This is a genomic window from Pseudomonas sp. PK-RTE-24 (genome assembly GCF_054052265.1).
In genome coordinates this window covers 2,700,937-2,724,524 of record NZ_CM133224.1, presented here as the reverse complement: position 1 = coordinate 2,724,524, position 23,588 = coordinate 2,700,937, and the positions used below count along the sequence as shown (strand labels likewise).

General features: G+C 60.8%; 20 protein-coding genes. 8 read left to right on the top strand and 12 right to left on the bottom strand.

The annotated features are described in order from the left end of the window. Nucleotides 1–41: 41 nt before the first annotated feature. The 5 genes from ACV8MC_RS12280 to ACV8MC_RS12260 form a co-directional block, all read right to left on the bottom strand. The gene (locus ACV8MC_RS12280; RefSeq protein ID WP_041479899.1) at nt 42–557 is read right to left on the bottom strand and encodes a CS1 type fimbrial major subunit; all 516 of its coding nucleotides are present in this window, start codon (nt 555–557) and stop codon (nt 42–44) included. A gap of 33 nt (nt 558–590) precedes the next feature. Continuing rightward, on the bottom strand, nt 591–1,334 hold the full coding sequence (locus ACV8MC_RS12275; RefSeq protein ID WP_150638601.1) for a molecular chaperone: 744 nt from the start codon (nt 1,332–1,334) through the stop codon (nt 591–593). Between the two features lie 44 nt (nt 1,335–1,378). Then, nucleotides 1,379–2,596, bottom strand: a complete 1,218-nt coding sequence (locus ACV8MC_RS12270; protein WP_150638600.1) for a hypothetical protein — start codon at nt 2,594–2,596, stop codon at nt 1,379–1,381. 4 nt (nt 2,597–2,600) lie between these two features. Then, a complete protein-coding gene (locus tag ACV8MC_RS12265) occupies nt 2,601–5,123 on the bottom strand; it encodes a TcfC E-set like domain-containing protein (protein ID WP_056790099.1) in 2,523 nt (840 codons plus the stop codon). Nucleotides 5,124–5,236: 113 nt separating this feature from the next. Beyond that, nucleotides 5,237–5,725 (bottom strand): CS1 type fimbrial major subunit, encoded by a 489-nt coding sequence (locus ACV8MC_RS12260; RefSeq protein ID WP_041479903.1) that lies wholly within the window; start codon nt 5,723–5,725, stop codon nt 5,237–5,239. A gap of 495 nt (nt 5,726–6,220) precedes the next feature. On the opposite strand from ACV8MC_RS12260, the gene ACV8MC_RS12255 reads away from it, so the two are divergent. Then, nucleotides 6,221–6,796, top strand: coding sequence for a PadR family transcriptional regulator (locus ACV8MC_RS12255; RefSeq protein WP_016773362.1), 576 nt, complete (start codon nt 6,221–6,223; stop codon nt 6,794–6,796). After that, nucleotides 6,793–7,578, top strand: a complete 786-nt coding sequence (locus tag ACV8MC_RS12250) for a siderophore-interacting protein (RefSeq protein WP_056790103.1) — start codon at nt 6,793–6,795, stop codon at nt 7,576–7,578. The genes ACV8MC_RS12255 and ACV8MC_RS12250 overlap by 4 nt, the downstream gene beginning before the upstream one ends. Before the next feature lie 121 nt (nt 7,579–7,699). Here the strand turns inward: ACV8MC_RS12250 and ACV8MC_RS12245 are convergent, their stop codons facing one another. Continuing rightward, entirely contained in the window at nt 7,700–8,338 is a 639-nt protein-coding gene (locus ACV8MC_RS12245) for a Pr6Pr family membrane protein (RefSeq protein WP_095181724.1), read from the bottom strand. Between the two features lies 1 nt (nt 8,339). After that, nucleotides 8,340–8,570 carry a VF530 family protein gene (locus ACV8MC_RS12240; protein WP_016773359.1) on the bottom strand — a complete coding sequence of 77 codons (231 nt, stop codon included), beginning with the start codon at nt 8,568–8,570 and terminating at the stop codon, nt 8,340–8,342. Nucleotides 8,571–8,868: 298 nt separating this feature from the next. Here ACV8MC_RS12240 and ACV8MC_RS12235 point away from each other — a divergent pair, with 298 nt between their 5' ends. Together ACV8MC_RS12235 and ACV8MC_RS12230 are read left to right on the top strand one after the other, a co-directional pair. After that, a complete protein-coding gene (locus ACV8MC_RS12235; RefSeq protein ID WP_406227334.1) occupies nt 8,869–10,230 on the top strand; it encodes a carbohydrate porin in 1,362 nt (453 codons plus the stop codon). 217 nt (nt 10,231–10,447) lie between these two features. Further along, on the top strand, nt 10,448–12,859 hold the full coding sequence (locus ACV8MC_RS12230; protein ID WP_095181723.1) for a glucose/quinate/shikimate family membrane-bound PQQ-dependent dehydrogenase: 2,412 nt from the start codon (nt 10,448–10,450) through the stop codon (nt 12,857–12,859). 206 nt (nt 12,860–13,065) lie between these two features. On the opposite strand, the gene ACV8MC_RS12225 is transcribed toward ACV8MC_RS12230, so the two are convergent. Further along, entirely contained in the window at nt 13,066–13,254 is a 189-nt protein-coding gene (locus ACV8MC_RS12225) for a hypothetical protein (protein WP_041479908.1), read from the bottom strand. A gap of 396 nt (nt 13,255–13,650) precedes the next feature. On the opposite strand from ACV8MC_RS12225, the gene lon reads away from it, so the two are divergent. The 4 genes from lon to cmoB all read left to right on the top strand — a co-directional run bounded on the left by lon (nt 13,651) and on the right by cmoB (nt 18,566). Further along, nucleotides 13,651–16,065, top strand: a complete 2,415-nt coding sequence (gene lon / locus ACV8MC_RS12220) for an endopeptidase La (protein ID WP_122602379.1) — start codon at nt 13,651–13,653, stop codon at nt 16,063–16,065. Between the two features lie 216 nt (nt 16,066–16,281). Beyond that, nucleotides 16,282–16,674, top strand: a complete 393-nt coding sequence (locus ACV8MC_RS12215) for a protease inhibitor I42 family protein (protein WP_252868225.1) — start codon at nt 16,282–16,284, stop codon at nt 16,672–16,674. A gap of 195 nt (nt 16,675–16,869) precedes the next feature. Then, nucleotides 16,870–17,613 (top strand): carboxy-S-adenosyl-L-methionine synthase CmoA, encoded by a 744-nt coding sequence (cmoA, locus tag ACV8MC_RS12210; RefSeq protein WP_252878841.1) that lies wholly within the window; start codon nt 16,870–16,872, stop codon nt 17,611–17,613. Continuing rightward, nucleotides 17,610–18,566, top strand: coding sequence for a tRNA 5-methoxyuridine(34)/uridine 5-oxyacetic acid(34) synthase CmoB (gene cmoB / locus ACV8MC_RS12205; RefSeq protein WP_095181720.1), 957 nt, complete (start codon nt 17,610–17,612; stop codon nt 18,564–18,566). The genes cmoA and cmoB overlap by 4 nt, the downstream gene beginning before the upstream one ends. 166 nt (nt 18,567–18,732) lie before the next feature. Here the strand turns inward: cmoB and tadA are convergent, their stop codons facing one another. From tadA to ptsP, 4 genes are all read right to left on the bottom strand, one after another. Further along, nucleotides 18,733–19,233, bottom strand: coding sequence for a tRNA adenosine(34) deaminase TadA (tadA, locus tag ACV8MC_RS12200; protein WP_375122623.1), 501 nt, complete (start codon nt 19,231–19,233; stop codon nt 18,733–18,735). Beyond that, complete coding sequence (locus ACV8MC_RS12195) at nt 19,233–20,609, bottom strand: multicopper oxidase family protein (RefSeq protein ID WP_457265393.1); 1,377 nt, start codon at nt 20,607–20,609, stop codon at nt 19,233–19,235. Before ACV8MC_RS12195 ends, tadA begins: the two co-directional genes overlap by 1 nt. 117 nt (nt 20,610–20,726) lie before the next feature. Then, entirely contained in the window at nt 20,727–21,017 is a 291-nt protein-coding gene (locus ACV8MC_RS12190; protein ID WP_252884793.1) for a PTS transporter subunit EIIB, read from the bottom strand. A gap of 2 nt (nt 21,018–21,019) precedes the next feature. Then, nucleotides 21,020–23,548 (bottom strand): phosphoenolpyruvate--protein phosphotransferase, encoded by a 2,529-nt coding sequence (ptsP, locus tag ACV8MC_RS12185; protein ID WP_457265391.1) that lies wholly within the window; start codon nt 23,546–23,548, stop codon nt 21,020–21,022. Nucleotides 23,549–23,588: the final 40 nt, after the last annotated feature.

Here is a 23,588-nt window from a genome sequence, read left to right as displayed (position 1 = left end):
CGGACCCTGGTCATGCTTGCGATACCCACCGCGTATGACATTCAGGCATCAGCGTCATTGCCGTTTGGCGCGCTGGCGCTGAACAACAGCACGACGTTGCCGCTGTAATGACCGGGGCGGTAGCCACCCGGCGGTTTGATGGGCTCGATTTTCAGCAGCACACGTTTACCGACAGCCGCCTCTTCTTCCGAAAGCACTTGTTGCGGAATGATGTGCGAACTCAGCACGACGTCATTGAACGTCACCCGCAGCTCAATCACTTCACCCGTTGTGCCGGTATCAAGGAATGGCTCGGTGGCCAGACGCGCCTCGATGGCGCTGCTGTCATGCCGCATGTCGAAAGATTTTTCCAGATTGCCCAGGCTGTCCGTGGCGTGCTGCCAGGCCAGCACCTGCGGACGGTGAATCCAGTCCGGTTGTGCCGGAATGATGTAGAAGGGTCGGCTGGGAATGGTCAGCGACACTTCGAAGGTGTGCTCCTCCCGGGCGGCCCACGTCACTGCCGCGGTCAACGCGGCGGCGACCGCCAGCAGGGCGGCGGTGCATTGCTTGATCATGTTGGCTACCTGATGCGTGAATGGAAAACCGGCCTAGCGGCTGGCGACTTTCATGGTTTTCTTGTCGCTGCCTTCGATCAGAAAGAAGCGGTACTCACGGCCCTTTTCCTTGTTGAAGGCAAAGGACTTGCCCGCCAGCACATGGTGTTTGGTGGTCGCCCCGCAATCGCTTTCCTTGCTGAGCGAACAGCTCTTGAACTCATCGACGATCACCACGGTATTGCCGTTGTTGCGCAGTTCGTAGCGACTCTCGGTTTCGTTGATCGCCGTGGCGTAACGCGCGTCCCTGGGGCGGACAAAGAAGATCGTGCCAAACCCGGTCATGACGTTGACGCCGGCCGACAGCGACTTTTTGTAATCCTCCCGCTCTTCACCGGTGACGACAAAATCGTCTTCCTTTTCCGGCACCACGGGCACGAAGCGCACGCGGAAATAGCGTTCTCGATCCCGTTCGCCCATGTACAGCAAGCGTGTGCCCTGCATGCCTTGCGCCGGGACGATCAGCCGCGCCGGGCTGGCCATCAGGCCGTTGCGCGAGGCGCCATCGGCGGCGTTCTCGACAGCAATTTCCTTGGGCGTGCCGGCGTCGTCGTAAACGATTTCGAGCACATTGATCTTGACGAATGCGGTGGCGTCGCCGCTGTTGAAAACCCGTTTGAGATAGGTGCTCTTGTCGGCTTCCAGATAGTCGTAAACGGTGCCGACATTGATCTGCGGCCCGGCCTGCGCCGTCAGGCAAAAAACGCTGAGCAGGCCCAGCAAAAGACCACGGTTCATCGTGTTGAACTCCATGAACGTTGAGTGAAAGCGGACCAGGACGCTCATACTTCCGAATCCCAGATAATGGTGACGTTGCCGCGCAAACGGTCGTTCTTGCCCGGCCTGAGCAGGAAGTCGATGTCTTTCGATGTCATATCAAAATGAAGATATCCAGGCTTGCGCTCGACATACACGCCAGGCTGAAACGGCGCTGACCAGCGATTGAAATCCAGGGAAATCCGGTTAACCGGACCGCCGCCGGGGCCGCTGATGCCCGAAGGCAAACTCATCGAGACATGAACCGGGGCCGTATCGCCCTTCGGGCTACCCAGGTTGCAGACGTTTCCGCCGTAGGAATTGCACAACATCATGACCTTGAAACGCGATGAGGCCGAAATGTAGAAGACCTGGTCGGCAAATATCCGCGTGGGTTTGCGGCCGCTGTTGATCCATGGCTCCCAGCCACCTACGGGCTCAAGCGTGACCCGAGTGCCGCCGGGGGGCAGGTCGACCTTGAGGGTGTGTTGCACGTCGAGGACGAAATCCAGGGTCAGCGTGGGGTCGTCGGGCTGCAGCAAGAGGCCGCCCAGAACAAAATCGCGGCCGCCTCCCAAGGTGTAAGTAACCGAGCCGGTATATTGCCCGGTAGACATGCCCAACGGATTGGGAGTCCTTAATTCATAAGCAAAATCCATCTTGTCGAAAGCTATTGACGGGAGACGGTAAGCGACATTTTTGGAGCAGCCAGCTTGCACCGGGGTCTTCCAGAAGAAGCGATAACTGTGCGTACCGTAGGACGCCACACCGCTGTAACGGCAGGGTTCCGGCACATAAACCCAACCGCTGGAGTCCCATAATTTGTCATGCGCTTCAGCCACGTCTGACACGCCGGTGATGCTGGTCGCGGAATCGCCCAGAATGTACGTGGAGCCGATACCGATGATGCGCACTTCGACGGTTTCGGTTTCCTGCGTTTGCATATTGGTAACTGTCAATTGTCGCCAGTCGGCCGGGGCTTTCACCAGCATCGGTTCACCGCGTGAGATGAAGCGTGTGGAGTCGAACCGTACAGGCATCTCGATGCTGAAAATGTTGTGGTCGGCGCATTGCGCCGGGTAGCTTGCGCAGTAGCCGGTGTTGGGGGTTTTGTTCACGAACAGATTCTTGCCTGGCTGCGTCGGGTCAGGCTGAAACGTCGCACGGATTTCCTGATTGAACCCATGGGCGGTGGACATGGCCAACGCCAGCGTCAGCGCGCAGCCTGCCTGGAAGATTTTCATATGCTCAGCCTGCCTTCATTTCGGTGGTAGTGACGTCGGCGAGGGTGTCTGGGGTGCAACGCAGATCGCCGATCATCAACACGTCGTTTTCGCTGCGGTGGTCGGCCTCGTTCAAGCGGAACTGGCACAGCAACTGGTTGCCCTGGCGCACTTCCAGGGTGGGTGAACCGGCGTTCATTTCCATCGAGAAGAAACCGTCGACTTCGGTCACGCCACGGCTGGCGTGGTTGATCACGTGGTGGCCCTTGAGCGGCCGCCCGCTTGCATCGACCAGGCGACCGAGCACGGTGAGGGTTTTCATCACGCGAACCTTGCGATACTCGATGCCGCCCTTGTTCAGGTGATAGCGGGTTCGCGCCGGTTCGATGGTGGCGGCCGGTACGGTGTTGCCTTCGAAGTCGAAGCTCACCGAGCTGTTCTGATAAGCGGTGATCGGAATGAAATTGCGCCCCGGCTTCAGCGCGGCACCGCCGCCGCTGTAGTCGTCGGCCCGCAGGACGATGTCGTCGATATCCGACTCGACATCGACGATCATTCCGGCACCGCGCACGTCGCTCTGGCTGGTCAGCAGCATCTTTTCGCCGCCGACCACCAGTGTGCTGTCGAGGTTGAGCCCGCCAGTGAAGTTGCCGTTGTAGGAAGAGCGCTGGACGAAGGCGTCGCCGTTTACCGCGTCGGTGCGGAAATTGGTCAGGCTCGACATGCCCAGGCCGTAAGTGTCGGTAAGCGCCGTCACCGAGACGCTTTGCAGCACGTGATCCTTGAAATCCTTGCGCCAGCCGAGCGAAGCATTGTTGTCGCGTTTGCCGTCGCGGGCCGTGCGTGAACCGATGCTGCCGGTGAGCTGCTGACCGGGAGCGCCCAACGCCAGGTTGATGCTCAGATCGACGCCGCGATTGCGCGCATCGCCACTGCTGAAACTGCCCGGGCGATCAAAGACCGACAGGCGCCAACTGGCATCACTGCCCAGCAATACGGCGCGCTGGGTCCAGCCCAGATCCACGCCCACGCCTTCGACATTGCCTTCGCTGTGCGAGACCCGGGCATTGACCGAACTCTTGCTGCTCAGCCGATGGTTGAGCGCCAGCGACGAATTGCTGGTCTGGCCGACAAACACGTTACGTGGGCGAACGCGCGTGCCGTCCGGCAGCGTGTCGTAGGTGTTGGTGGTGTCGAGCCAGCTGCGGTTGTGGCTGATCACCAGACTGCCCGCGCCATAGTTGTAGAGGCTTTGCAGGTCCAGACCGGTGCCGTAATCCTCGGTCTTGTAGACATTGGCATACAGGCTGACGTGGTTGGCCAGGGTCCAGTCGATGGAAGTACCGTATTGCAGTTTTTCGCGGATCTGCCGCGCCGACGCGCCGACAATCACCCGTGGGTGCAGCAGGTAATTGACCGCCGCACCGGCGGTGGGACTGCCGCTCGATTGCGTGTCCCAGTTGCTCAGCAGTTTGCTTTCTTCACCGGCAAACACGTTGTAGCGCCAGCGTTCGTCAAGGTTGCGCCAGTTGCTGGGCTTGTACACCAACTCCTGGGTGGTGGAGGTGATCTGGCCGTCTTCGATCAGGCGCACTTCCACTTCATAAATACCGCCGGGCAGCGGCCGGGTGTCGAGGGTCTGCAAACCGGCCGGCACCGATTGGGTATTGATCAACAGACCGTCGCGCCAGATCTCCACCGAACCCTGCCGGTTGGCTGTCACGTAGATCGGGTAAACGCTGGGCATCGGGCTGTTGATCGCGAGGCTGTCGGAGCTGCCGTACATGAGGCCGACCGCCGTATCGGGGCTGGTGCCAAACGTGCGCGGCTGGCGCGTCAGCCCTTCGGAATTGGGGGTGAAATAACCCAGGCGCAAGAAACTGCCTTGCAGTTCGCGCTGGGTGTGCAGCTCGTGCACGGCGTGGTAGAGCTTGTCGTCGGGGCCACCAAGCCGGGCCAATTGCAGATTCAGCGTCTGGCTCCAGTTGCCCAGGCTTGAACTGGCTTCCAGGCCAAAGCGTCCGCCGAGGTCCTGATCCTGGCCACCGTTGAGGTTGAGCTGGTTGCGCACCATCAGGCCGCTGCTACCGCCGCTCGGTTGCTCGTAATAACGCTTGGCTTGAAGGTCGCGTTCGGCGTTTTCGGTGACGATCGATACCAGCGAACTTTCCAGGTTGTAATGCACCGCGAGAAACTGGTCGGGGCAGGAACCGCTGCACGCACCTAATGGCACGCCGGGTTTGAGGTAGCTTGCCCATTTTTCCCGTTCAGCGGGGCCGAAGCGGTTTTCGCTGGTGTCGGTGAATTCGAGAAGGGTGATGCGATCATCGCGGGACAACACCACCATGGCCTCACCCAACGGCTGTTGGTCGACTTCGACCCGCACCGCCAGAGGCACATCAAAGAAATGCTCCTCGAAATCCGCTGGCAAGCCTTTGGCCTGCGCCAGCAAACTGCGTGGCGTCGTACCGGCGGTGTTGGATGCGACGGCTGCGCTGGCACAAAACAACAGCGCAAGCGCAGCCGCGATGGGTGTCATCGGGAACATGAACTCGTACTCTGATTGACTGACAATGAAAATCCGTCGGGGCAAACATCACTGCCTGCCCCGTCGGTTGACGCCACTGCTGAAAAGCGAGCGTTTTGGACCTGATCAGTCGATCAGTTGCCGCCAACCGGTGGCACGGCGTCGAAGATCATCGCCACGGAACCGGTGTAGTCACCCGGCTGGAAGTTGCTGCCTTTGGCGGAGATTTTCAGCGGGGCGCGGTAGTTCACATCCGACTCGGATTCACCGACGACCATTTGCGGGGTCAGGGTCAGTTCCTTGTTGTTGAGCATGACCTGCAGGTCGATCGAGGTATTGCCGGCAACCAGTTTCGGCAGGCTTTCCAGGCTGGCGTGAACCGAACCGTTGTTATTGCGCACATCGAAGAAACCGTTGACGTCGGCCATCTTGCCGGTGGTCGGCTGATAGCTCATGTCCTGGTCTTTGTTGACCAGATCCGGATCAGTCGGCACCACATAGAAACCGTTGGTTGGCACATGAGCGATCAGGCTGATGGAGTGCGACGCTTCGCCCGCAGCGAAGGCAGTGGAGGACATTGCCAGAAGAGCCAGTGGAGCAGCGATTGCGATTTTCTTGAACATCGTTCAGTACCTGTTTGCTTTATATAGGGGGTGTCATTGAAAGTTCACAAACCATTTGCTCATCGACCGCCAGAGCAACTTGAACTTTCAATGGCGGGCATCATCGGCTGTTGCCTCTGGAATGTAAGCAGGCAACTTCCGACAAACTCGTAGTTAAACAACCTCACACCCCGCCAGAAAAAAGAACAAAAAACAGATACTTGCAACATTCGCTGTAAGTTGCGCCCTACACACAGTTACAGGCAAAAAACCATACAGCAACTTAGCCGCTTTAACGCGGCAACTTGCGAGGAATTAGAACATATACTCAAGTACAACTAGAGCGATAACTTTAACTTTACGGTCACCGCTTTGATTTATTGATCAAAAAACTTTTTCCGGCTCTTTTTCGCTTTGACCGCTCGTCCGTCAAGCTCAGGACAAGGCCAAAAACGTCTTGCGCAACCCTTAAGATATATCTTAAGTTGTATCTAAATACGACGAGAGAGAAGCGAAATGAGAGACCATCATTCCCCCCATCGCGAGCACGGCGATGGCCGCGACGGCTTCGAGAAACGCCCCGGTCGCGAACGCGGCGGTCGCGGCCCGCGAGTTTTTGCCCCCGGCGACTTGAAATTGCTGTTGCTGGCGCTGATCGCCGAGCAGCCCTGCCACGGCTACGACCTGATCCGCCAGATCGAAGGCATGTTCGATGGCGCTTACAGCCCGAGCCCCGGGGTGATCTACCCGACCCTGACCTTTCTGGAAGAGAGCGATTTGATTGCCGGTGATGCCGAGGCCGGCAAAAAGCGTTACAGCGTCACCGACGCCGGTCGTTTGTCTTTAAGTGAACAAGCGGTGGCGCTCGACGGCGTACGCATGCGCATTGACGTCAGCAAGCGCTCGCTGCGCGGCCATGATCGTCCGCCGGAAATCCACGAAGCGGTGCACAACCTGCGCCATGCCTTGCAGCTGCACCACGGGCGCTGGAGCGCCGAGGAAATCCTGCGCGTGCGCGACCTGCTCAACGACACCGCCAAAGCCATCGTCGACGGCCCTGCCGTTCAACCTGCCACGGAGAAAGCCGAATGACTGCAGTCGATACTCAAACCATTCACCGCGTGATGCACGAAATCAAACGGCGCAAGCTTGAAGTGCTGCGCGTCACCGACCTGACCCCACGCATGCGCCGCATCACCCTCGGCGGGCCGGAACTGGCCGGGTTCATCAGCCTGGGCACGGACGATCACGTCAAACTGCTGTTCCCGCAGAACGCCGAACAAGCGGCGGCGCTGGAGACGATGCAACTGGGCGCCGGCAAGGACAACGGGCCGATGCCCGAGATGCGCGACTACACCCCACGTCGTTACGACCTGGAAAAAATGGAGCTGGACATCGATTTCGTCCTGCACGGCGACGGCCCCGCCTCGACCTGGGCCGAGCAGGCACAACCGGGGCAGTTCCTGCACATCGGCGGGCCACGCGGGTCGATGATCGTGCCGGACATCTTTGACAGCTATCTGCTGATCGGCGACGAAACCGCCCTCCCCGCCATCGCCCGCCGCCTCGAACACCTCGCGGCGAATCGCAAGGCGCTGGTGGTGATCGAAGTGGAAAACGGCGCTGAGCAGCAAGTGCTGGAAAGCGCAGCGCCGTTCAATGTGATCTGGGTGCTGCGCGAAGGCGGCAAGGACAACCTGCTGGCTACCGTCAAGCAATTGCAGGTGCCCAAGGGCAATCTGTACGCATGGGTGGCGACCGAAACCAAGGTCTCACGGCAGATCCGCCGGGTACTGATCGATGAGCATGGGCTCGATGAACAGTTCATCAAGGCGGTCGGCTACTGGCGCGCCGAGGGCTCTGAGGAGGAGTGATCTCTTCCTGACCCATATCACCCTTGTGGGAGCGAGCCTGCTCGCGAAGGCATCGGCACAGTCGAAAGATTTGCTGGCTGACGCACCGCATTCGCGAGCAGGCTCGCTCCCACACTGGATCTCAACTTCGTGCGGACAATTTGCGGTCGAGGCCGATAATCAGCACCCCCACCAACACAAACCCCACCAATATCCCCCCGGCATTCGCCAGCACCTGTGGATAACCCAACACCGCCACATCAATGAACGGGTACGCATAGGCGCCGAGCAGATGCCCGCGCAGCAAGGCATAGATGAAGTACACCAGCGGATAGATCAGCCACAGCGGCAGATGCCACAGGCGCAACGTGCCTTTGGGGACGCAGCGCCACCAATAGCCGAGAAACAGCAATGGCATGACGTCGTGGAGCAACTCATCGGCAACAAACTGCCAGCCTTCGGGGTGCCACAAATGCCGTAACAGAATGCTGTAGGCCAGACCGACGACGGCGATACTCACCGCGATTCCACTGCTGACCCACGGTTGCAGAAACCAGCGCCGTGCGGCGGATTCGCGCTCGGTGACCGCGCAGGTCAACACCGTCGCCACCAAGGTGTTGGTCAATATGGTGAAGTAGCTGAAAAAACTCACCAGCCCGCCCAGCAGGCTGGCGCCGATGCTCAATCGTGCGAAGAAGATGAGGTACAGCTGAATCGTCAATCCGGCCCAGCCCAACACGGCCAGGCCGGTGATCAGGCGTCGGCGCCTCGCGCTGTCCATCTCAGAGCGGTCGCTTGGTGCGCATCAGCTTAACGTACAGGCGCTCGACCTTTTCCCGCGCCCACGGGGTTTTACGCAGGAAGGTCAGGCTCGACTTGATGCTCGGATCGCTCTTGAAGCAACGGATGTCGATACGCTCGGCCAGCCCCGACCACTCGTAGTGAGTCACCAGTGCATTGAGGATCTGTTCGAGGGTCACGCCGTGCAGCGGATCGGGGGATTGTTCGTTCATGCCGGGCCTTTGGGCGAAGTGATATGCAGAAGCCGCGCACCTTAGCCGAGGGGCAGAGCAGGTGGAAGGCCTTCCTGCAAATGTAGGCCAACCCGGGAAGATCGCAGGCTGTGGCCCGACTCACAATGCGCCCGTTTGCCGCACTGTTACCGAATCCGAAACGCTGCATGTCTGCAAAAGCGCTTTCTCAATTTGTTACAGATCATTATCCTGCCGCCCTTCCGCTGAAACGCTTCACTGCCTGCGACAATCTGAAGCGCTCGGCCTGCACCTGAAAACATCAAAAAAAGACTTCTTCATGCCTGACTTTTCCTTCTCCCGAGACAGCGCTATCTCTGCCCTGCGCACCCTTGGCGGCTGCACCGCCCTCGGCCTTGCCACTTGCGCCCACGCGGCGCCGGCCTTCGACAGTGAATCACCGTACATGCTCGGTGACTGGAACGGCACGCGCACGGAACTTGCGGAAAAAGGCTACGACTTCAAACTCGATTACACCGGCGAAATGGGCAGCAACCTGCATGGCGGCTATGACCACGACCGCACTGCGCGCTACAGCGACCAGTTCGGCCTCGGTACCCATCTGGATCTGCAAAAGATCCTCGGTTGGAACGACGCTGAATTTCAGCTGACCATCACCAAGCGCAGTGGCAACAACATCAGCAACGACCGCATCAACGACCCGCGCGTTGGCGGATTCACTTCCGCCCAGGAAGTCTGGGGTCGTGGCCAGACCACTCGCCTGACGCAGATGTGGTATCAGCAGAAATTCTTCGATCAGAAGCTCGATATCAAGGTCGGCCGCTTCGGCGAAGGCGAAGACTTCAACAGCTTCCCTTGCGACTTCCAGAACCTGGCCTTCTGCGGCTCGCAGGTCGGCAACTGGGTCGGCGGCATCTGGTACAACTGGCCGGTCAGCCAATGGGCGCTGCGGGTCAAATATCACCTGACGCCCGAGCTGTACGCGCAGGTCGGCGCCTACGAGCAGAACCCGTCGAACCTCGATCGCGGCAACGGCTTCAAACTCAGCGGCAGCGGCACGCAAGGCGCGATCCTGCCGGTCGAACTGGTGTGGACGCCGAAGCTCAACGGTCTGCCGGGCGAATACCGCGCCGGTTATTACTACAGCAATGCCAAGGCCTCTGACGTCTATAAAGACCGCAATGACCAACCGGCAGCGCTGAGCGGCGAAGCCTATCGCAGTGCCTCGAGCAAGCACGGCGTATGGCTGGGCGTGCAGCAACAGGTGACCAGTATCGCCAGCGACCACTCGCGCGGTTTGAGCCTGTTCGCCAACGCGACGATGCATGACAAGAAAACCAACGCCATCGACAACTACGTGCAGGCCGGCCTGACCTACAAAGGCCCGTTCGATGCCCGCGCCAAGGACGACATCGGTTTTGCCCTCGCTCGTGTGCACGTCAACCCGGCCTATCGCAAGAACGCCGAGGCGAGCAACCGCGCCAACGCCGTCTACGACTACGACAATCCGGCGTTCCTGCCACCGCAGGACACCGAATACAGCGCCGAGCTGTATTACGGCGTGCACGTGGCCAACTGGCTGACCGTGCGCCCCAACCTGCAATACATCCGCCACCCCGGTGGCGTGAACGACGTCGACGACGCCCTGATCGGCGGGATCAAGATCCAGTCGTCGTTCTAAAGATCACAGTTAGCCCCTGTGGGAGCGAGCCTGCTCGCGAATGCGGCCTGTCAGTCGCTGCAGTGTTGCCTGATACACCGCTTTCGCGAGCAGGCTCGCTCCCACAGGAATGCATTTCGTTAGCCGAACAAGTTTTTATCTGAACCATGCCTGCGCCAGATCGTCATCTAAAGTGACTACAGCGCGGGACTACATAAACGTCACGGAGAATCACACTATGAGCACCGAAAGTGCTTCGAGTCGGGGCCGTCTGCTACCGGGCCTGCTCGGCATCCTGCTTCTACTGATGGGCCTGGCCATGCTGGCCGGGGGAGTCAAGCTGAGCATGCTCGGCGGCTCGCTTTACTATCTGCTGGCCGGTATCGGCATCGCGCTGAGCGGCATTCTGCTGCTGATGCGCCGCCGCGCGGCACTGGGCCTGTACGCCATCGTGCTGTTTGCCAGCACTGTCTGGGCATTGTGGGAAGTCGGTCTGGACTGGTGGCAACTGGTGCCGCGTCTGGCGCTGTGGTTTGTCCTCGGTTTCGTGATGCTGCTGCCGTGGTTCCGTCGTCCGCTGCTGCTCAACGGCCCGGCGAAAATCGGCACTGGCGGCCTGACCGTCGCTGTGATCCTGGCCGGCGTTACCGCTCTGGCCAGCCTCTTCACCCACCCGGGCGAAACCTTCGGCGAACTGGGCCGCGACACCGCCGACATGACCAGCACCGCACCGGCCATGCCGGATGGCGACTGGCAAGCGTACGGTCGCACCGAGTTCGGTGACCGCTACTCGCCGCTCAAGCAGATCACCCCGGAAAATGTCGGCAAGCTGCAAGAAGCCTGGCGCATCCAGACCGGCGACCTGCCAACTGCGGATGACCCGGTCGAGCTGACCAACGAAAACACCCCGCTCAAAGCCAACGGCATGGTCTACGCCTGCACCGCGCACAGCAAAGTGCTGGCACTGGACCCGGACACCGGCAAGGAAATCTGGCGCTTCGATCCACAGATCAAGAGCCCGGTCGGCTTCAAGGGCTTCGCCCACATGACTTGCCGTGGCGTGTCGTACTACGACGAAGCCGCCTATGCCAAGTCTGAAAATGCCGGTTCCGCTGTCATCTCTGAAGCCGGCCAGGCCGTTGCTCAGGCCTGCCCGCGTCGCCTGTACCTGCCAACTGCTGATGCCCGCCTGATCGCACTGAACGCCGACACCGGCAAGATCTGCGAAGGCTTCGGCACCAACGGCGTGGTCGACCTGACCCAAGGCATCGGCCCGTTCACCGCTGGCGGCTACTACTCCACCTCGCCAGCGGCGATTACCCGTGATCTGGTGATCATGGGCGGTCACGTTACCGACAACGAATCGACCAATGAGCCATCGGGCGTGATCCGCGCCTTCGACGTGCGCGACGGTCACCTGGTGTGGAACTGGGACAGCGACAAGCCGGACGCCACCGAGCCTCTGGCCCCGGGCGAAACCTACAGCCGCAACTCGGCGAACATGTGGTCGCTGGCCAGCGTCGATGAAAAACTCGGCATGGTCTACCTGCCACTGGGCAACCAGACCCCTGACCAATGGGGCGGCAACCGCACCCCGGGCGCCGAGAAATTCAGCGCCGGCCTCGTCGCGTTGGACCTGGCCACCGGTAAAGTGCGCTGGAACTACCAGTTCACCCACCACGACCTGTGGGACATGGACGTGGGCAGCCAGCCAACCCTGCTCGACATGAAAACCGCTGACGGCGTGAAACCTGCGCTGATCGCCCCGACCAAACAGGGCAGCCTGTACGTCCTCGACCGTCGTGACGGCACGCCGATCATTCCGATCAAGGAAATCCCGGTTCCGCAAGGCGCCGTGAAAGGCGACCACACCGCACCGACCCAGGCCCGTTCGGACCTCAACCTGCTGGCCCCGGAACTGACCGAAAAAGCCATGTGGGGCGCCAGCCCGTTCGACCAGATGCTGTGCCGCATCCAGTTCAAGGAACTGCGTTACGAAGGTCAGTACACCCCGCCATCGGAACAGGGCAGCCTGATCTATCCGGGTAACGTCGGCGTGTTCAACTGGGGCGGCGTCTCGGTCGACCCGGTTCGCCAACTGCTGTTCACCAGCCCGAACTACATGGCCTTCGTCTCGAAAATGGTGCCACGCGAGCAAGTCGAAGCCGGCAGCAAGCGCGAGAGCGAAACCTCGGGCGTGCAGCCAAACACTGGCGCGCCATACGCGGTGATCATGCACCCGTTCATGTCGCCACTGGGCGTACCGTGCCAGGCCCCGGCCTGGGGCTACGTCGCCGGTATCGACCTGACCACCGGCAAAGTCGTGTGGAAACGCAAGAACGGCACCAGCCGCGACAGCTCGCCAATCCCGATCGGCTTCACCCTCGGCGTACCGAGCATGGGCGGTTCGATGGTCACCGCCGGCGGCGTCGGCTTCCTCAGCGGCACCCTTGACCAGTACCTGCGCGCCTATGACGTGAATACCGGTAAAGAACTGTGGAAATCGCGCCTGCCAGCAGGCGGCCAAGCGACTCCGATGACCTACACCGGCAAGGACGGCAAGCAATACGTGCTGCTCGTTGTTGGCGGTCACGGCTCGCTGGGCACCAAGATGGGTGACTACATCATTGCGTACAAACTGCCGGAATAAGCGGTAGCGGCGGTAAAAAAAGAAGGCGCCACCCTGTGAGGGGTGGCGCCTTTTTGCATGGAGGCGTGCCCAACATGCTCCATTCGCACCAAGGTGTATGGCATCAATGAAGTCTGTCCACTTCGCCTTGGGCAATTCGGTGCTTTCAAGAAAAAATCAAAAGATCGCAACCTTCGAACGCTTGTCGTCAGCGTGACCCGACAGAATCAAAAGGCTTTTCCTCCATTTGCCATCCGTTGCAATCGATCGATGATCAGTTGCTCGGCATGCTTGCGGGTTTCCAGCAACAAACTCTTATCCGTTTCGCTGTAGATCACCTGGAAACGCAAACCCGGCGTGTCGGAAGAATATTCGCGAATGATGAAATCCCTGTATTTCGTATCGGTATGACTCATGGTTCGATTCCTTGACGTTGGTAAATTCTCGAACACCTCTCTGTCGTTCGAGATTGAACCGCAATCTTCGGCCGATTGAGTCAGTTGTCTACTGTCAGAAATTACAGGGGCTCAAGGCCAGTTCGAAATAAGCCGAACGGAACCCATCAAAACTCCATTTAATAGTTAAAGCTAACCAACACTCGCGTTTTTCGCTAGTTATGCACAGACATTGTTAGATTCCACTAGGCATCCGTGCCGACCTGAAGGATCTTGCCACCGGCCCAACGGCCGCCAAGGTTAACAAGGTCAAAAACTTTGCAAACCTGAACACACACGCAGAAACACACCCGTCCCATTGAAACCACCCCACCCCTGCCCCATCTAACACCCCATACCCCATTGCGCAGGTGCCCCATGACCGACCAGCAAGATCGCCCGGACAACCACGACGATTACGAAACCGACCACATCGAACACACCTCTTCCGGCACCGGCCTGGCGCTGCCCGGGCAAAACCTGCCGGACAAGGTCTACATCATTCCGATCCACAACCGTCCGTTCTTCCCGGCCCAGGTCCTGCCGGTCATCGTCAACGAAGAACCGTGGGCCGAAACCCTCGAACTGGTCAGCAAATCCGAACACCACTCCCTGGCCCTGTTCTTCATGGACACGCCCCAGGAAGACCCGCGCCACTTCGACACCGGCGCCCTCCCCGAATACGGCACGCTGGTCAAGGTGCACCACGCCAGCCGCGAAAACGGCAAACTGCAATTCGTCGCCCAGGGCCTGAGCCGCGTGCGCATCAAGACCTGGCTCAAGCACCATCGCCCGCCGTACCTGGTCGAAGTCGAATACCCGCACCAGCCCACCGAGCCGACCGACGAGGTCAAGGCCTACGGCATGGCGCTGATCAATGCGATCAAGGAATTGTTGCCGCTCAACCCGCTGTACAGCGAAGAGCTGAAGAACTACCTCAACCGCTTCAGCCCCAACGACCCGTCGCCGCTGACCGACTTCGCCGCCGCGCTGACCTCCGCCACCGGCCCCGAGCTGCAAGAAGTGCTCGACTGCGTGCCGATGCTCAAGCGCATGGAAAAAGTCCTGCCGATGCTGCGCAAGGAAGTCGAAGTCGCGCGCCTGCAGAAAGAAATTTCCGCCGAAGTCAACCGCAAGATCGGCGAGCATCAGCGTGAGTTCTTCCTCAAGGAGCAACTCAAGGTCATCCAGCAGGAACTCGGCCTGACCAAGGACGACCGCAGCGCCGACCTCGAACAGTTCCAGCAGCGCCTCGAAGGCAAAACCCTGCCGGCGCAAGTGCAGAAGCGCCTCGAGGAAGAAACCCACAAACTGTCGATCCTCGAAACCGGCTCGCCGGAATACGCCGTCACGCGCAATTATCTGGACTGGGCAACATCGGTGCCGTGGGGCGTGTACGGCGAGGACAAACTCGACCTCAAGCACGCACGCAAAATCCTCGACAAGCACCATGCGGGTCTGGACGACATCAAGGATCGCATCCTCGAATTCCTCGCCGTCGGTGCGTACAAAGGCGAGATCAGCGGCTCGATCGTGTTGCTGGTCGGCCCACCGGGCGTGGGTAAAACCAGCGTCGGCAAATCCATCGCCGAATCCCTCGGGCGGCCGTTCTATCGCTTCAGCGTCGGCGGCATGCGCGATGAAGCCGAAATCAAGGGCCACCGCCGCACCTACATCGGCGCCCAACCGGGCAAACTGGTGCAGGCGTTGAAAGACGTCGAAGTGATGAACCCGGTGATCATGCTCGACGAAATCGACAAGATGGGCCAGAGCTACCAGGGCGACCCGGCCTCGGCGCTGCTGGAAACTCTCGATCCTGAGCAGAACGTTGAATTCCTCGACCACTACCTCGACCTGCGCATGGACTTGTCGAAAGTCCTGTTCGTCTGCACCGCCAATACCCTGGATTCAATTCCCGGCCCACTGCTGGACCGGATGGAAGTGATTCGCCTGTCCGGCTACATCACCGAAGAAAAAGTCGCCATCGCCAAGCGTCACCTGTGGCCGAAACTGCTGGAAAAGGCCGGCGTATCGAAAGGCAGCCTGAGCATCAGCGACAGCGCGCTCAAAGCACTGATCGATGGCTATGCCCGCGAAGCCGGCGTGCGGCAGCTGGAAAAGCAGATGGGCAAACTGGTGCGCAAAGCGGTGATGAAGCTGATCGACGATCCGAAAGCGGTGATCAAACTCGGGCCGAAAGACCTCGAAGCCTCGCTGGGCCATCCGGTGTTCCGCAATGAGCAAGTGCTGTCCGGCACCGGCGTGATTACCGGTCTGGCCTGGACCAGCATGGGCGGCGCGACCTTGCCGATCGAGGCCACGCGGATTCATACGCTCAACCGGGGCTTCAAGCTCACCGGGCAATTGGGCGATGTGATGAAGGAATCGGCGGAGATCGCCTACAGCTACGTCAGCTCGCACCTCAAGCAATTTGGTGGTGATGCGAAGTTCTTCGACGAAGCCTTCGTCCACCTGCACGTACCGGAAGGCGCAACACCGAAGGACGGCCCGAGCGCTGGCGTGACCATGGCCAGCGCCCTGCTCTCGCTCGCACGCAATCAACCGCCGAAAAAAGGCGTGGCGATGACTGGCGAACTGACCCTGACCGGGCATGTATTGCCGATCGGCGGCGTGCGCGAAAAGGTCATCGCAGCGCGCCGGCAGAAGATTTTCGAATTGATTCTGCCGGAACCGAACCGGGGTAACTTTGAGGAATTGCCGGATTATCTGAAGGAAGGGATAACCGTGCACTTTGCCAAGCGGTTTGCGGATGTGGCGAAGGTGCTCTTCTGACAATCATGTAGTGCCTGATGTACCGCTATCGCTGGCAAGCCAGCTCCCACAATGTTCAATGTGCCCACAAATCTTGTGGTCAACCGAGAAACCTGTGGGAGCTGGCTTGCCAGCGATGGCTTCAGTGCTGCCAACACGGAACTCCCTGACCGTCACACTTTGTCCCATCTTCAGTTATGCTCGCCGTTCGTCGTAACCGCCGGAGCTGCTGACCTCATGTCCCCCATTCGCCTGTTTTTCCCCCTCGCCCTTTCCTTGCTGGCGGCCTGCGCCACGCAACCGAAACACAACGTGACTGTGGAAAAACAAAGCGAATGTCCCGTGCGGCTCAACGTCGGGCAAAACCTGATCATCAGCCTGCCAAGCAACCCGACCACCGGCTACCGCTGGGCGATTCAGGATTCAGCTGGCGGCGTGTTGCGCGCCCTCAGCCCCGAGGTTTACAGCAATCCGGAAGATGCCGGCGTGGTTGGCGCAGCGGGGGTTTCGACCTGGCGCTTCCAGGCCTTTGCAGCAGGCACCGGGCGTTTGCGCCTGACCTCGCAACAACCGTGGGCACCGGAAGTGCTGCCTGTTGAGACCTTCGACTGCGCCATTTCGGTGAACTGACTGCAGCTTCTTCGCGAGCAGGCTCGCTCCGACAGATCACCGCGCCCCCCCTGTGGGAGCGAGCCTGCTCGCGAAAGCCATATCCCAGACGGCGAGAATTACACCCGGTTCGGTGCTTTATCAGACAACCCAAGCATCCCCGCGCCACTTTGGCTAAAATGCCGGCCTTTTCCACCGACACCGCCGGACGCCGCCGTGAGCAAAGAACCCGATCGCCTATTCGCCCAGCCTTTGGCCCAGGTGCCTGACTTCGCCTTCAATGAAGACGTGGTGCGGGTGTTCCCGGACATGATCAAGCGCTCGGTGCCGGGTTACCCGACCATCGTCGAAAACCTCGGCGTGCTCGCGGCGCAATTCGCCCAGCCGAACAGCGTGCTCTACGACCTCGGCTCGTCGCTCGGCGCAGTGACTCAAGCCCTGCGCCGTCATGTGCGCACCGACGGCTGCCGGGTTATTGCTGTGGATAACTCGGCGGCGATGGTCGAGCGTTGCCGCGAGTATCTCAATGGTCAGGATTCGATGTTTCAGGAACTGCTGCCGGTCGAGGTAATTGAGGGCGATATCCTCGCGCTGCAATTTGAGCCCGCCTCCGTAGTCGCGCTGAACTTCACCCTGCAATTCATCGCCCCGGATCAGCGCACTGAATTGCTCTCGCGGATTCGCCAATCGTTGTTGCCCGGCGGCGCGCTGATTCTCTCGGAAAAGCTGCGCTTCAACGATGCCGAAGAACACGCCCTTCTCACCGACCTGCACGTAGCGTTCAAACGCGCCAACGGCTACAGCGAACTGGAAATCGCCCAGAAGCGCAGCGCCATCGAAAACGTCATGAAGCCCGACAGCCTCGAAGAACACCGCGAACGCCTGCTGGCCGCCGGGTTCTCGAAAGTCGTGCCGTGGTTCCAGTGTCTTAACTTTGCCTCGTTGATTGCCTTGCCATGATTGATCTGTCCCCCCTCGCCCGGCGTCTGGCCGGTACTCCGCTGGCCGAATGGGCCAACACCCTGCAAGCGCAACTCGACAAGAAAATGGACAAAGGCCACGGCGATCTGGAGCGCTGGCAAAGTGCGCTGGACGCCTTGCCGAAGATCCAGCCAAGCGAAGTCGACCTGCTCAACGGCCTGAAACTCGACACCGATTGCGACGACGACACCCGCGCACAGATGCGCACCGCGCTGATGGGCCTCTCGCCGTGGCGCAAAGGGCCGTTCGACCTGTTCGGTGTGCATGTCGACACCGAATGGCGCTCGGACTGGAAGTGGTCGCGGGTCTCCCCGCACCTCGACCTGAAGGGCAAACGCATCCTCGATGTCGGCTGCGGCAACGGCTACTACATGTGGCGCATGCTCGGCGCCGGCGCCGACAGCGTGATCGGGGTCGACCCGAACTGGTTGTTCTTCTGCCAGTTCCAGGCGGTGCAGCGTTACTTGTCCGAGCCGAATGCCTGGCACCTGCCGTTCCCGTTTGAAGACCTGCCGCCGAATCTGGAAGGCTTCGACACAGTATTTTCCATGGGCGTGTTCTACCACCGTCGCTCGCCGATCGAGCATTTGCTGGCGCTGAAGGATTGCCTGGTCAAGGGCGGCGAACTGGTGCTGGAAACCCTCGTGGTCGAAGGCGACAAGCATCAGGTGCTGGTGCCGGAAGATCGCTACGCGCAGATGCGCAACGTGTGGTTTTTGCCGTCGGTGCCGGCGCTGGAATTGTGGCTGCGACGGGCGGGTTTCAGCGATATTCGTTGCGTGGATGTCAGCACGACCACGGTTGAGGAACAGCGCGGGACCGAGTGGATGAAGTATCAGTCGCTGAGTGATTTTCTTGATCCCGAGGACCACAGCAAAACCATTGAAGGGCTGCCGGCGCCGATGCGGGCAGTTATCGTCGCCAGGAAGTAAGCGTTTTTTCCCATGACCGCGGTGGGCCTACCCCTCACCCCAGCCCTCTCCCATGGGAGAGGGGGCTGATTGTTGAGCTTTTCAAAACTTGAGTCCGACTCGGTATTTCAGGTCGGCGGATTTGGTCCATCCAACTCGGTCGGTCCCCTCTCCCCCTGGGAGAGGGTTAGGGTGAGGGGCTTTTGGTGCGCCTGGCGCGGAAAAACTCGGTCAGCACCGCACCACATTCTTCTGCCAACACCCCGCCCTCATACAACACCCGGTGATTCAAAAAAACCTGGGTAAAAAACTGCCCCTGACTCTGCACAATCCCGGCCTTGGGTTCCAGCGCGCCGTACACCACCCGCGCCACCCGCGAATGCACGATCAGCCCGGCGCACATGCTGCAAGGCTCCAGCGTCACATACAGCGTGCTGCCCGGCAGCCGATAGTTATCCACGGCCTGCGCGGCGGCGCGGATCGCGACCATTTCGGCGTGGGCACTCGGGTCGCTGGTGCTGATAGGGCAATTGAAGCCGCGACCGATGATCACGCCATCGTGCACCAGCACCGCGCCCACCGGCACCTCACCGAGGGCGGCGCCCTGTGCGGCGAGGGTCAAGGCTTCGCGCATGAAGTCGCGGTCGCGGCTGCGGTCGATGATCGCCGCCGGGCGGATCTGGCGCATCACTTCACCTCGATCGCGGCCATCAGGCCGGTTTCCATGTGGTCGATGACATGGCAGTGGAACATCCACACCCCCGGGTTATCCGCCACCAGCGCCACTTGCGCACGCTCGTTCTTGCCCAGCAGATAGGTGTCGGTGAAATACGGCACGACTTTGTGCCGGTTCGACGCGATCACCTTGAAGCTCATGCCGTGCAGGTGGATCGGGTGCTGGTACTGAGTCATGTTCTTCAATTCGAAAATATAGCTCTGGCCCAGTTTCAGGCTGGCAATCGGTCGGTCAGCACAGGTCTTGTCGGTGATGTCCCAGGCCTTGCCGTTGATCTGCCAGAGGCTCGGCGGTTTGCCGTTTTCGGTGTTCACCGAGACCGAGCCGACCCATTCGAAATTGAAGTTGAGTTTCTCGGCATTGGCCAGGTCCGGCTCGGCCACCGGGTTGGCCGGCAGGGCTTTCGGCCAGTCCGTCGGCGCGTCGGTGTTGGCGACTGAACGCAGCGTGCCCAGACGCACCGGGCCGTTACGCAGCGACAAATCTTCACCGGCCGCCGGCGCCTTGATCGCCAGGCAAATGCGCATGCCGGGGCCGAGCCAGTATTCCTTGCCCAACGGGCGGGGCTCGACCGGGTTGCCATCCAGCGCGTAGATCTTCGCTTCGACACCGGGAATGTTGATGCGATAGGTCAGGGTGTTGTCGAGGTTAAGCAGACGCACCCGGGTGACCTGCCCGGCCGGCAGATCAATCACCGGCAGCGGCACACCATTGATCGTCGACAAGCGCCCGGCGGTACCGCCACGGGCCGCTTCGCGGGGGATGCTGAACTCGACGAACTGGCCTTGCTCGTCGACATGCCAGTTCTTCAGGCTCAGGGTTTTCTCGTACTTGAAACCGGTCGGCTCGCGTTCCTCGATGATCAGCGGCCCGACCAGCCCGCGTCCGAGTTCTTCGCTGCTGCTGACATGCGGGTGATACCAGTAGCTGCCGGCGTCCGGCACACGGAATTTGTAGTCGAAGTATTCGCCCGGCAGCACCGGCAACTGCGATACGTAGGGCACGCCGTCCATTTCCAGCGGCAGACGGATGCCGTGCCAGTGAATGGTAGTCGCCACCGGCAGGTGATTGATGAAGCGCACCCGCAACCATTCACCCTGGCGCACGCGCAACTCGGTGCCCGGCGCCGACGGGCCGAACGCCCAGGCTTCGGTCTTGTGGCCCGGCACCAGCTCGACATCGAGCGGCGCGGCGATCAGTTCATAGTCGTGGCCGGCCTCGGCGTCGGCCATCTTGCCCAGCCAGTAACGCGACGCGCCTCCCGCGCCCACGCCAACGACAACAAGACCGGCCAGGCCACCGAGGATTTGGCGACGGGTAAAGGACATGAACTCAACTACCTCACGTATCAGCGACAGACCCCGAGGGATCCGCAAAAGGCGAATACGATACACCCGCAGTTGAGAAACAGTAAGGGCGACCTGCGGCCGCACGTCTTGTCGGCCTTATGCGCGCAGCCCGGTAATCAGGTGCAGCACGCCGCCCTCAAGGCACATGACGCCCGACACACCGGCCATATTCAACGCCTGACGGTCGACCCGGGCCTCGTCGTGCAGCGCCACGCGCACCCGAGTCAGCGCCACCGGTTGCTGCGACTTGAGGTTATCCACACCGCCCAGCGCCGCAACAATCTCGGCGCTCAGGCCGGCAACCGGTTCAGCGATGGCTTTCACCTCATCCGGGACCAGATCCGGTGTCAGTGCTTTCCAGAATGCCTGCTGCAATTTGTCGAACATGTTCAATTCTCCATAACCGGCGAGGCATCGACTTTCGCCCCATGAAACTGCTGCAAGGCTGCGCGCACGTCGGCGGCGCTTTCCAGGTTCGAAACCTGTTCGGCGATGATTCGACAGTCGGCCAGATCCACTTCGCGGACCGCCGACTTGATCGCCGGAATCAACGGCACGCTCACCGACAGCTCATCCACACCCAGCCCCAGCAGCAACGGCACGGCAAGGCGTTCAGACGCCATGGCGCCGCAGACGCCGACCCATTTGCCGTGGGCATGCGCAGCCTTCACCGTCATGGCAATCAGGCGCAGGACTGAGGGATGAAAACTGTCCGCCTGACTGGCCAGACGCGGATGGTCACGATCCATGGCCAGGGTGTATTGGGTGAGGTCGTTGGTACCGATGGAGAAAAAATCCACGTGCGGCGCCAGCACATCGGCCATCAGCGCAGCGGCAGGCACTTCGATCATGATTCCCAGCTTTGGCAGGTGCGCCAGGCCCAGCACCCGCGCTTCTTGCTCGAGAATCTGCCGCGCCAGACGCAGTTCGGCCAAATTCGTGACCATCGGCAACATGATGTGCAGACGCGTCAGTTCACAGCAGGCGAGGATTGCACGGAACTGCTCGCGCAACAGTTGCGGTCGCTCAAGGCACAGACGAATACCACGCAAACCGAGGAAAGGATTGGTTTCGCTGTCCATCGGCACATAAGCCAGCGGCTTGTCGCCACCGACATCGAGGGTGCGCACCACCAGATTGTGTGCCGGCCCGATGGTGCGCGCGATGGCGCTATAAGTGGCCACCTGTTCGTCATGGCTCGGCGATTGCTGACGGCCCAGGTAGAGAAACTCCGAACGCAGCAGCCCCACGCCACTCGCGCCCAGCTCCATGGCCTGGGCGGTTTCTTGCTGCGAGGCAACGTTGGCGGTGACTTCGATGTGCTGACCGTCACGGGTGCAGGCCGCCTCGCTGGCCTGCGCCAGTTCCTGCTGATGACGCTGGCGCTGGCGCTCATGCCGCGTGCGCAATTGATCAATGGACTCGGCGTCCGGATGCAACTGCAATTCGCCTTTGTCGGCATCGAGCAGCACCCGCGTGCCGTTGCCGAGCCCGAGCATTTGCGCCGGCATGCCGCAGATCGCCGGTAAACCGCAGGCTCGCGCGAGGATCGCGACATGGCTGGTGGCGCCACCGCCGACGGTGGCAAACCCGAGCACCTTGCGCGTATCGAGCCCGGCGGTCTGGGACGGGGTCAGCTGATCGGCGATCAGAATGGTGTCGTCCGGCAACTCCAGCGTCTGCTCGTGAACACCGAGGATCAGCTTCAGCACGCGCTGGCCGACATCATCCAGATCCGCCGCGCGCTCAGCCAGTAAGGCATTGCCCAGCGAGCGAAACATCGCCGCCGTTGCGTCGGTGCTGGTCTTCCAGGCAAACGCCGCGCTGTTGCCCGCGTCGATCAGCGCCCGGGCCTGATCCAGCAGGCTCGGGTCGGCGAGCAGTTCCTGATGCGCCTTGAAGATCTCCGCCTGCGCCTGGCCGCTGGCGGTGTCGCGCAGATGTTGCAGGGCCATGTCGGCTTCGATCAGTGCTTGGCTCAACGCCTCCAGTTCAACTGGCGGCTCGGCGCCGAACTCGTTGACCATGAGCGACGCTTCGACGATCTGCATGACTTGTCCCAACGCCGAACCGGGCGAGGCGCAGACACCGCGCAGGATGTTCGGCATTTCTGCTGCGTCGGCTTCGACCGGTGCGAGCGCTGTCACCGCTTCGCCGCAGCCTTCGCTCAGCAAGCGTGTCAGCGCTGCGACCGCTGCTTCGGCATCTTCGCCTTCGGCGCTGACCTGCACACTGTCGCCATGGGCCGTTTGCAACGCCATGATCGCCACCAGGGATTTGCCGTTGGCTTGCGCGTGCAGCTTGTGCAGATGGATGGTCGCTGAAAATGCTTTGGCCGCTTGGGCGAATACTGCCGCCGGCCGCGCGTGCAGGCCATTGGGATTGGGCAGATGGATCGGCTGCGAGAACACCGCGTCGCCCGGCACCGGCGCAGGATGTTCGCCGGCGGCTGCGCCGACCACGACGTCAAGCACTGGCTGGCCCACCTCGACCAACCCGGTTGAGCCAACGAGTGAATCGAACGGCTCGCCGCTGACCACCAGCATCAAGGTCAACAAACTGCGCGCGTGCAGGGCAATGTAGTCAGCATCGAAGTCGATCAGCGCCTGCCCCGCTTCGACCCGCTGCCCCGCGTCAACGCGGCGGGTGAATCCTTCGCCGGCGAGATTCACCGTGTCCAGGCCGATATGCATCAACACCTGAACACCCGCATCACTGGTGATGGTGAGCGCATGCCCGCTGGCCTGCACGTCGCTGACCACACCTGCAAGCGGTGCGCAGAGCGTTGACGAAGTCGGGTCGATGCACAAACCGTCGCCGATGATCCGCCCGGCAAACACCGGGTCGGGCACCTGGTCCAGCGCCATCAGCACGCCGGATAAAGGAGCCAGCAGCTGCAATTGTTGGGGTGTGGCCATGACATCACCTGAGCGTGTATTGATTGAATGAGCGGTCGCA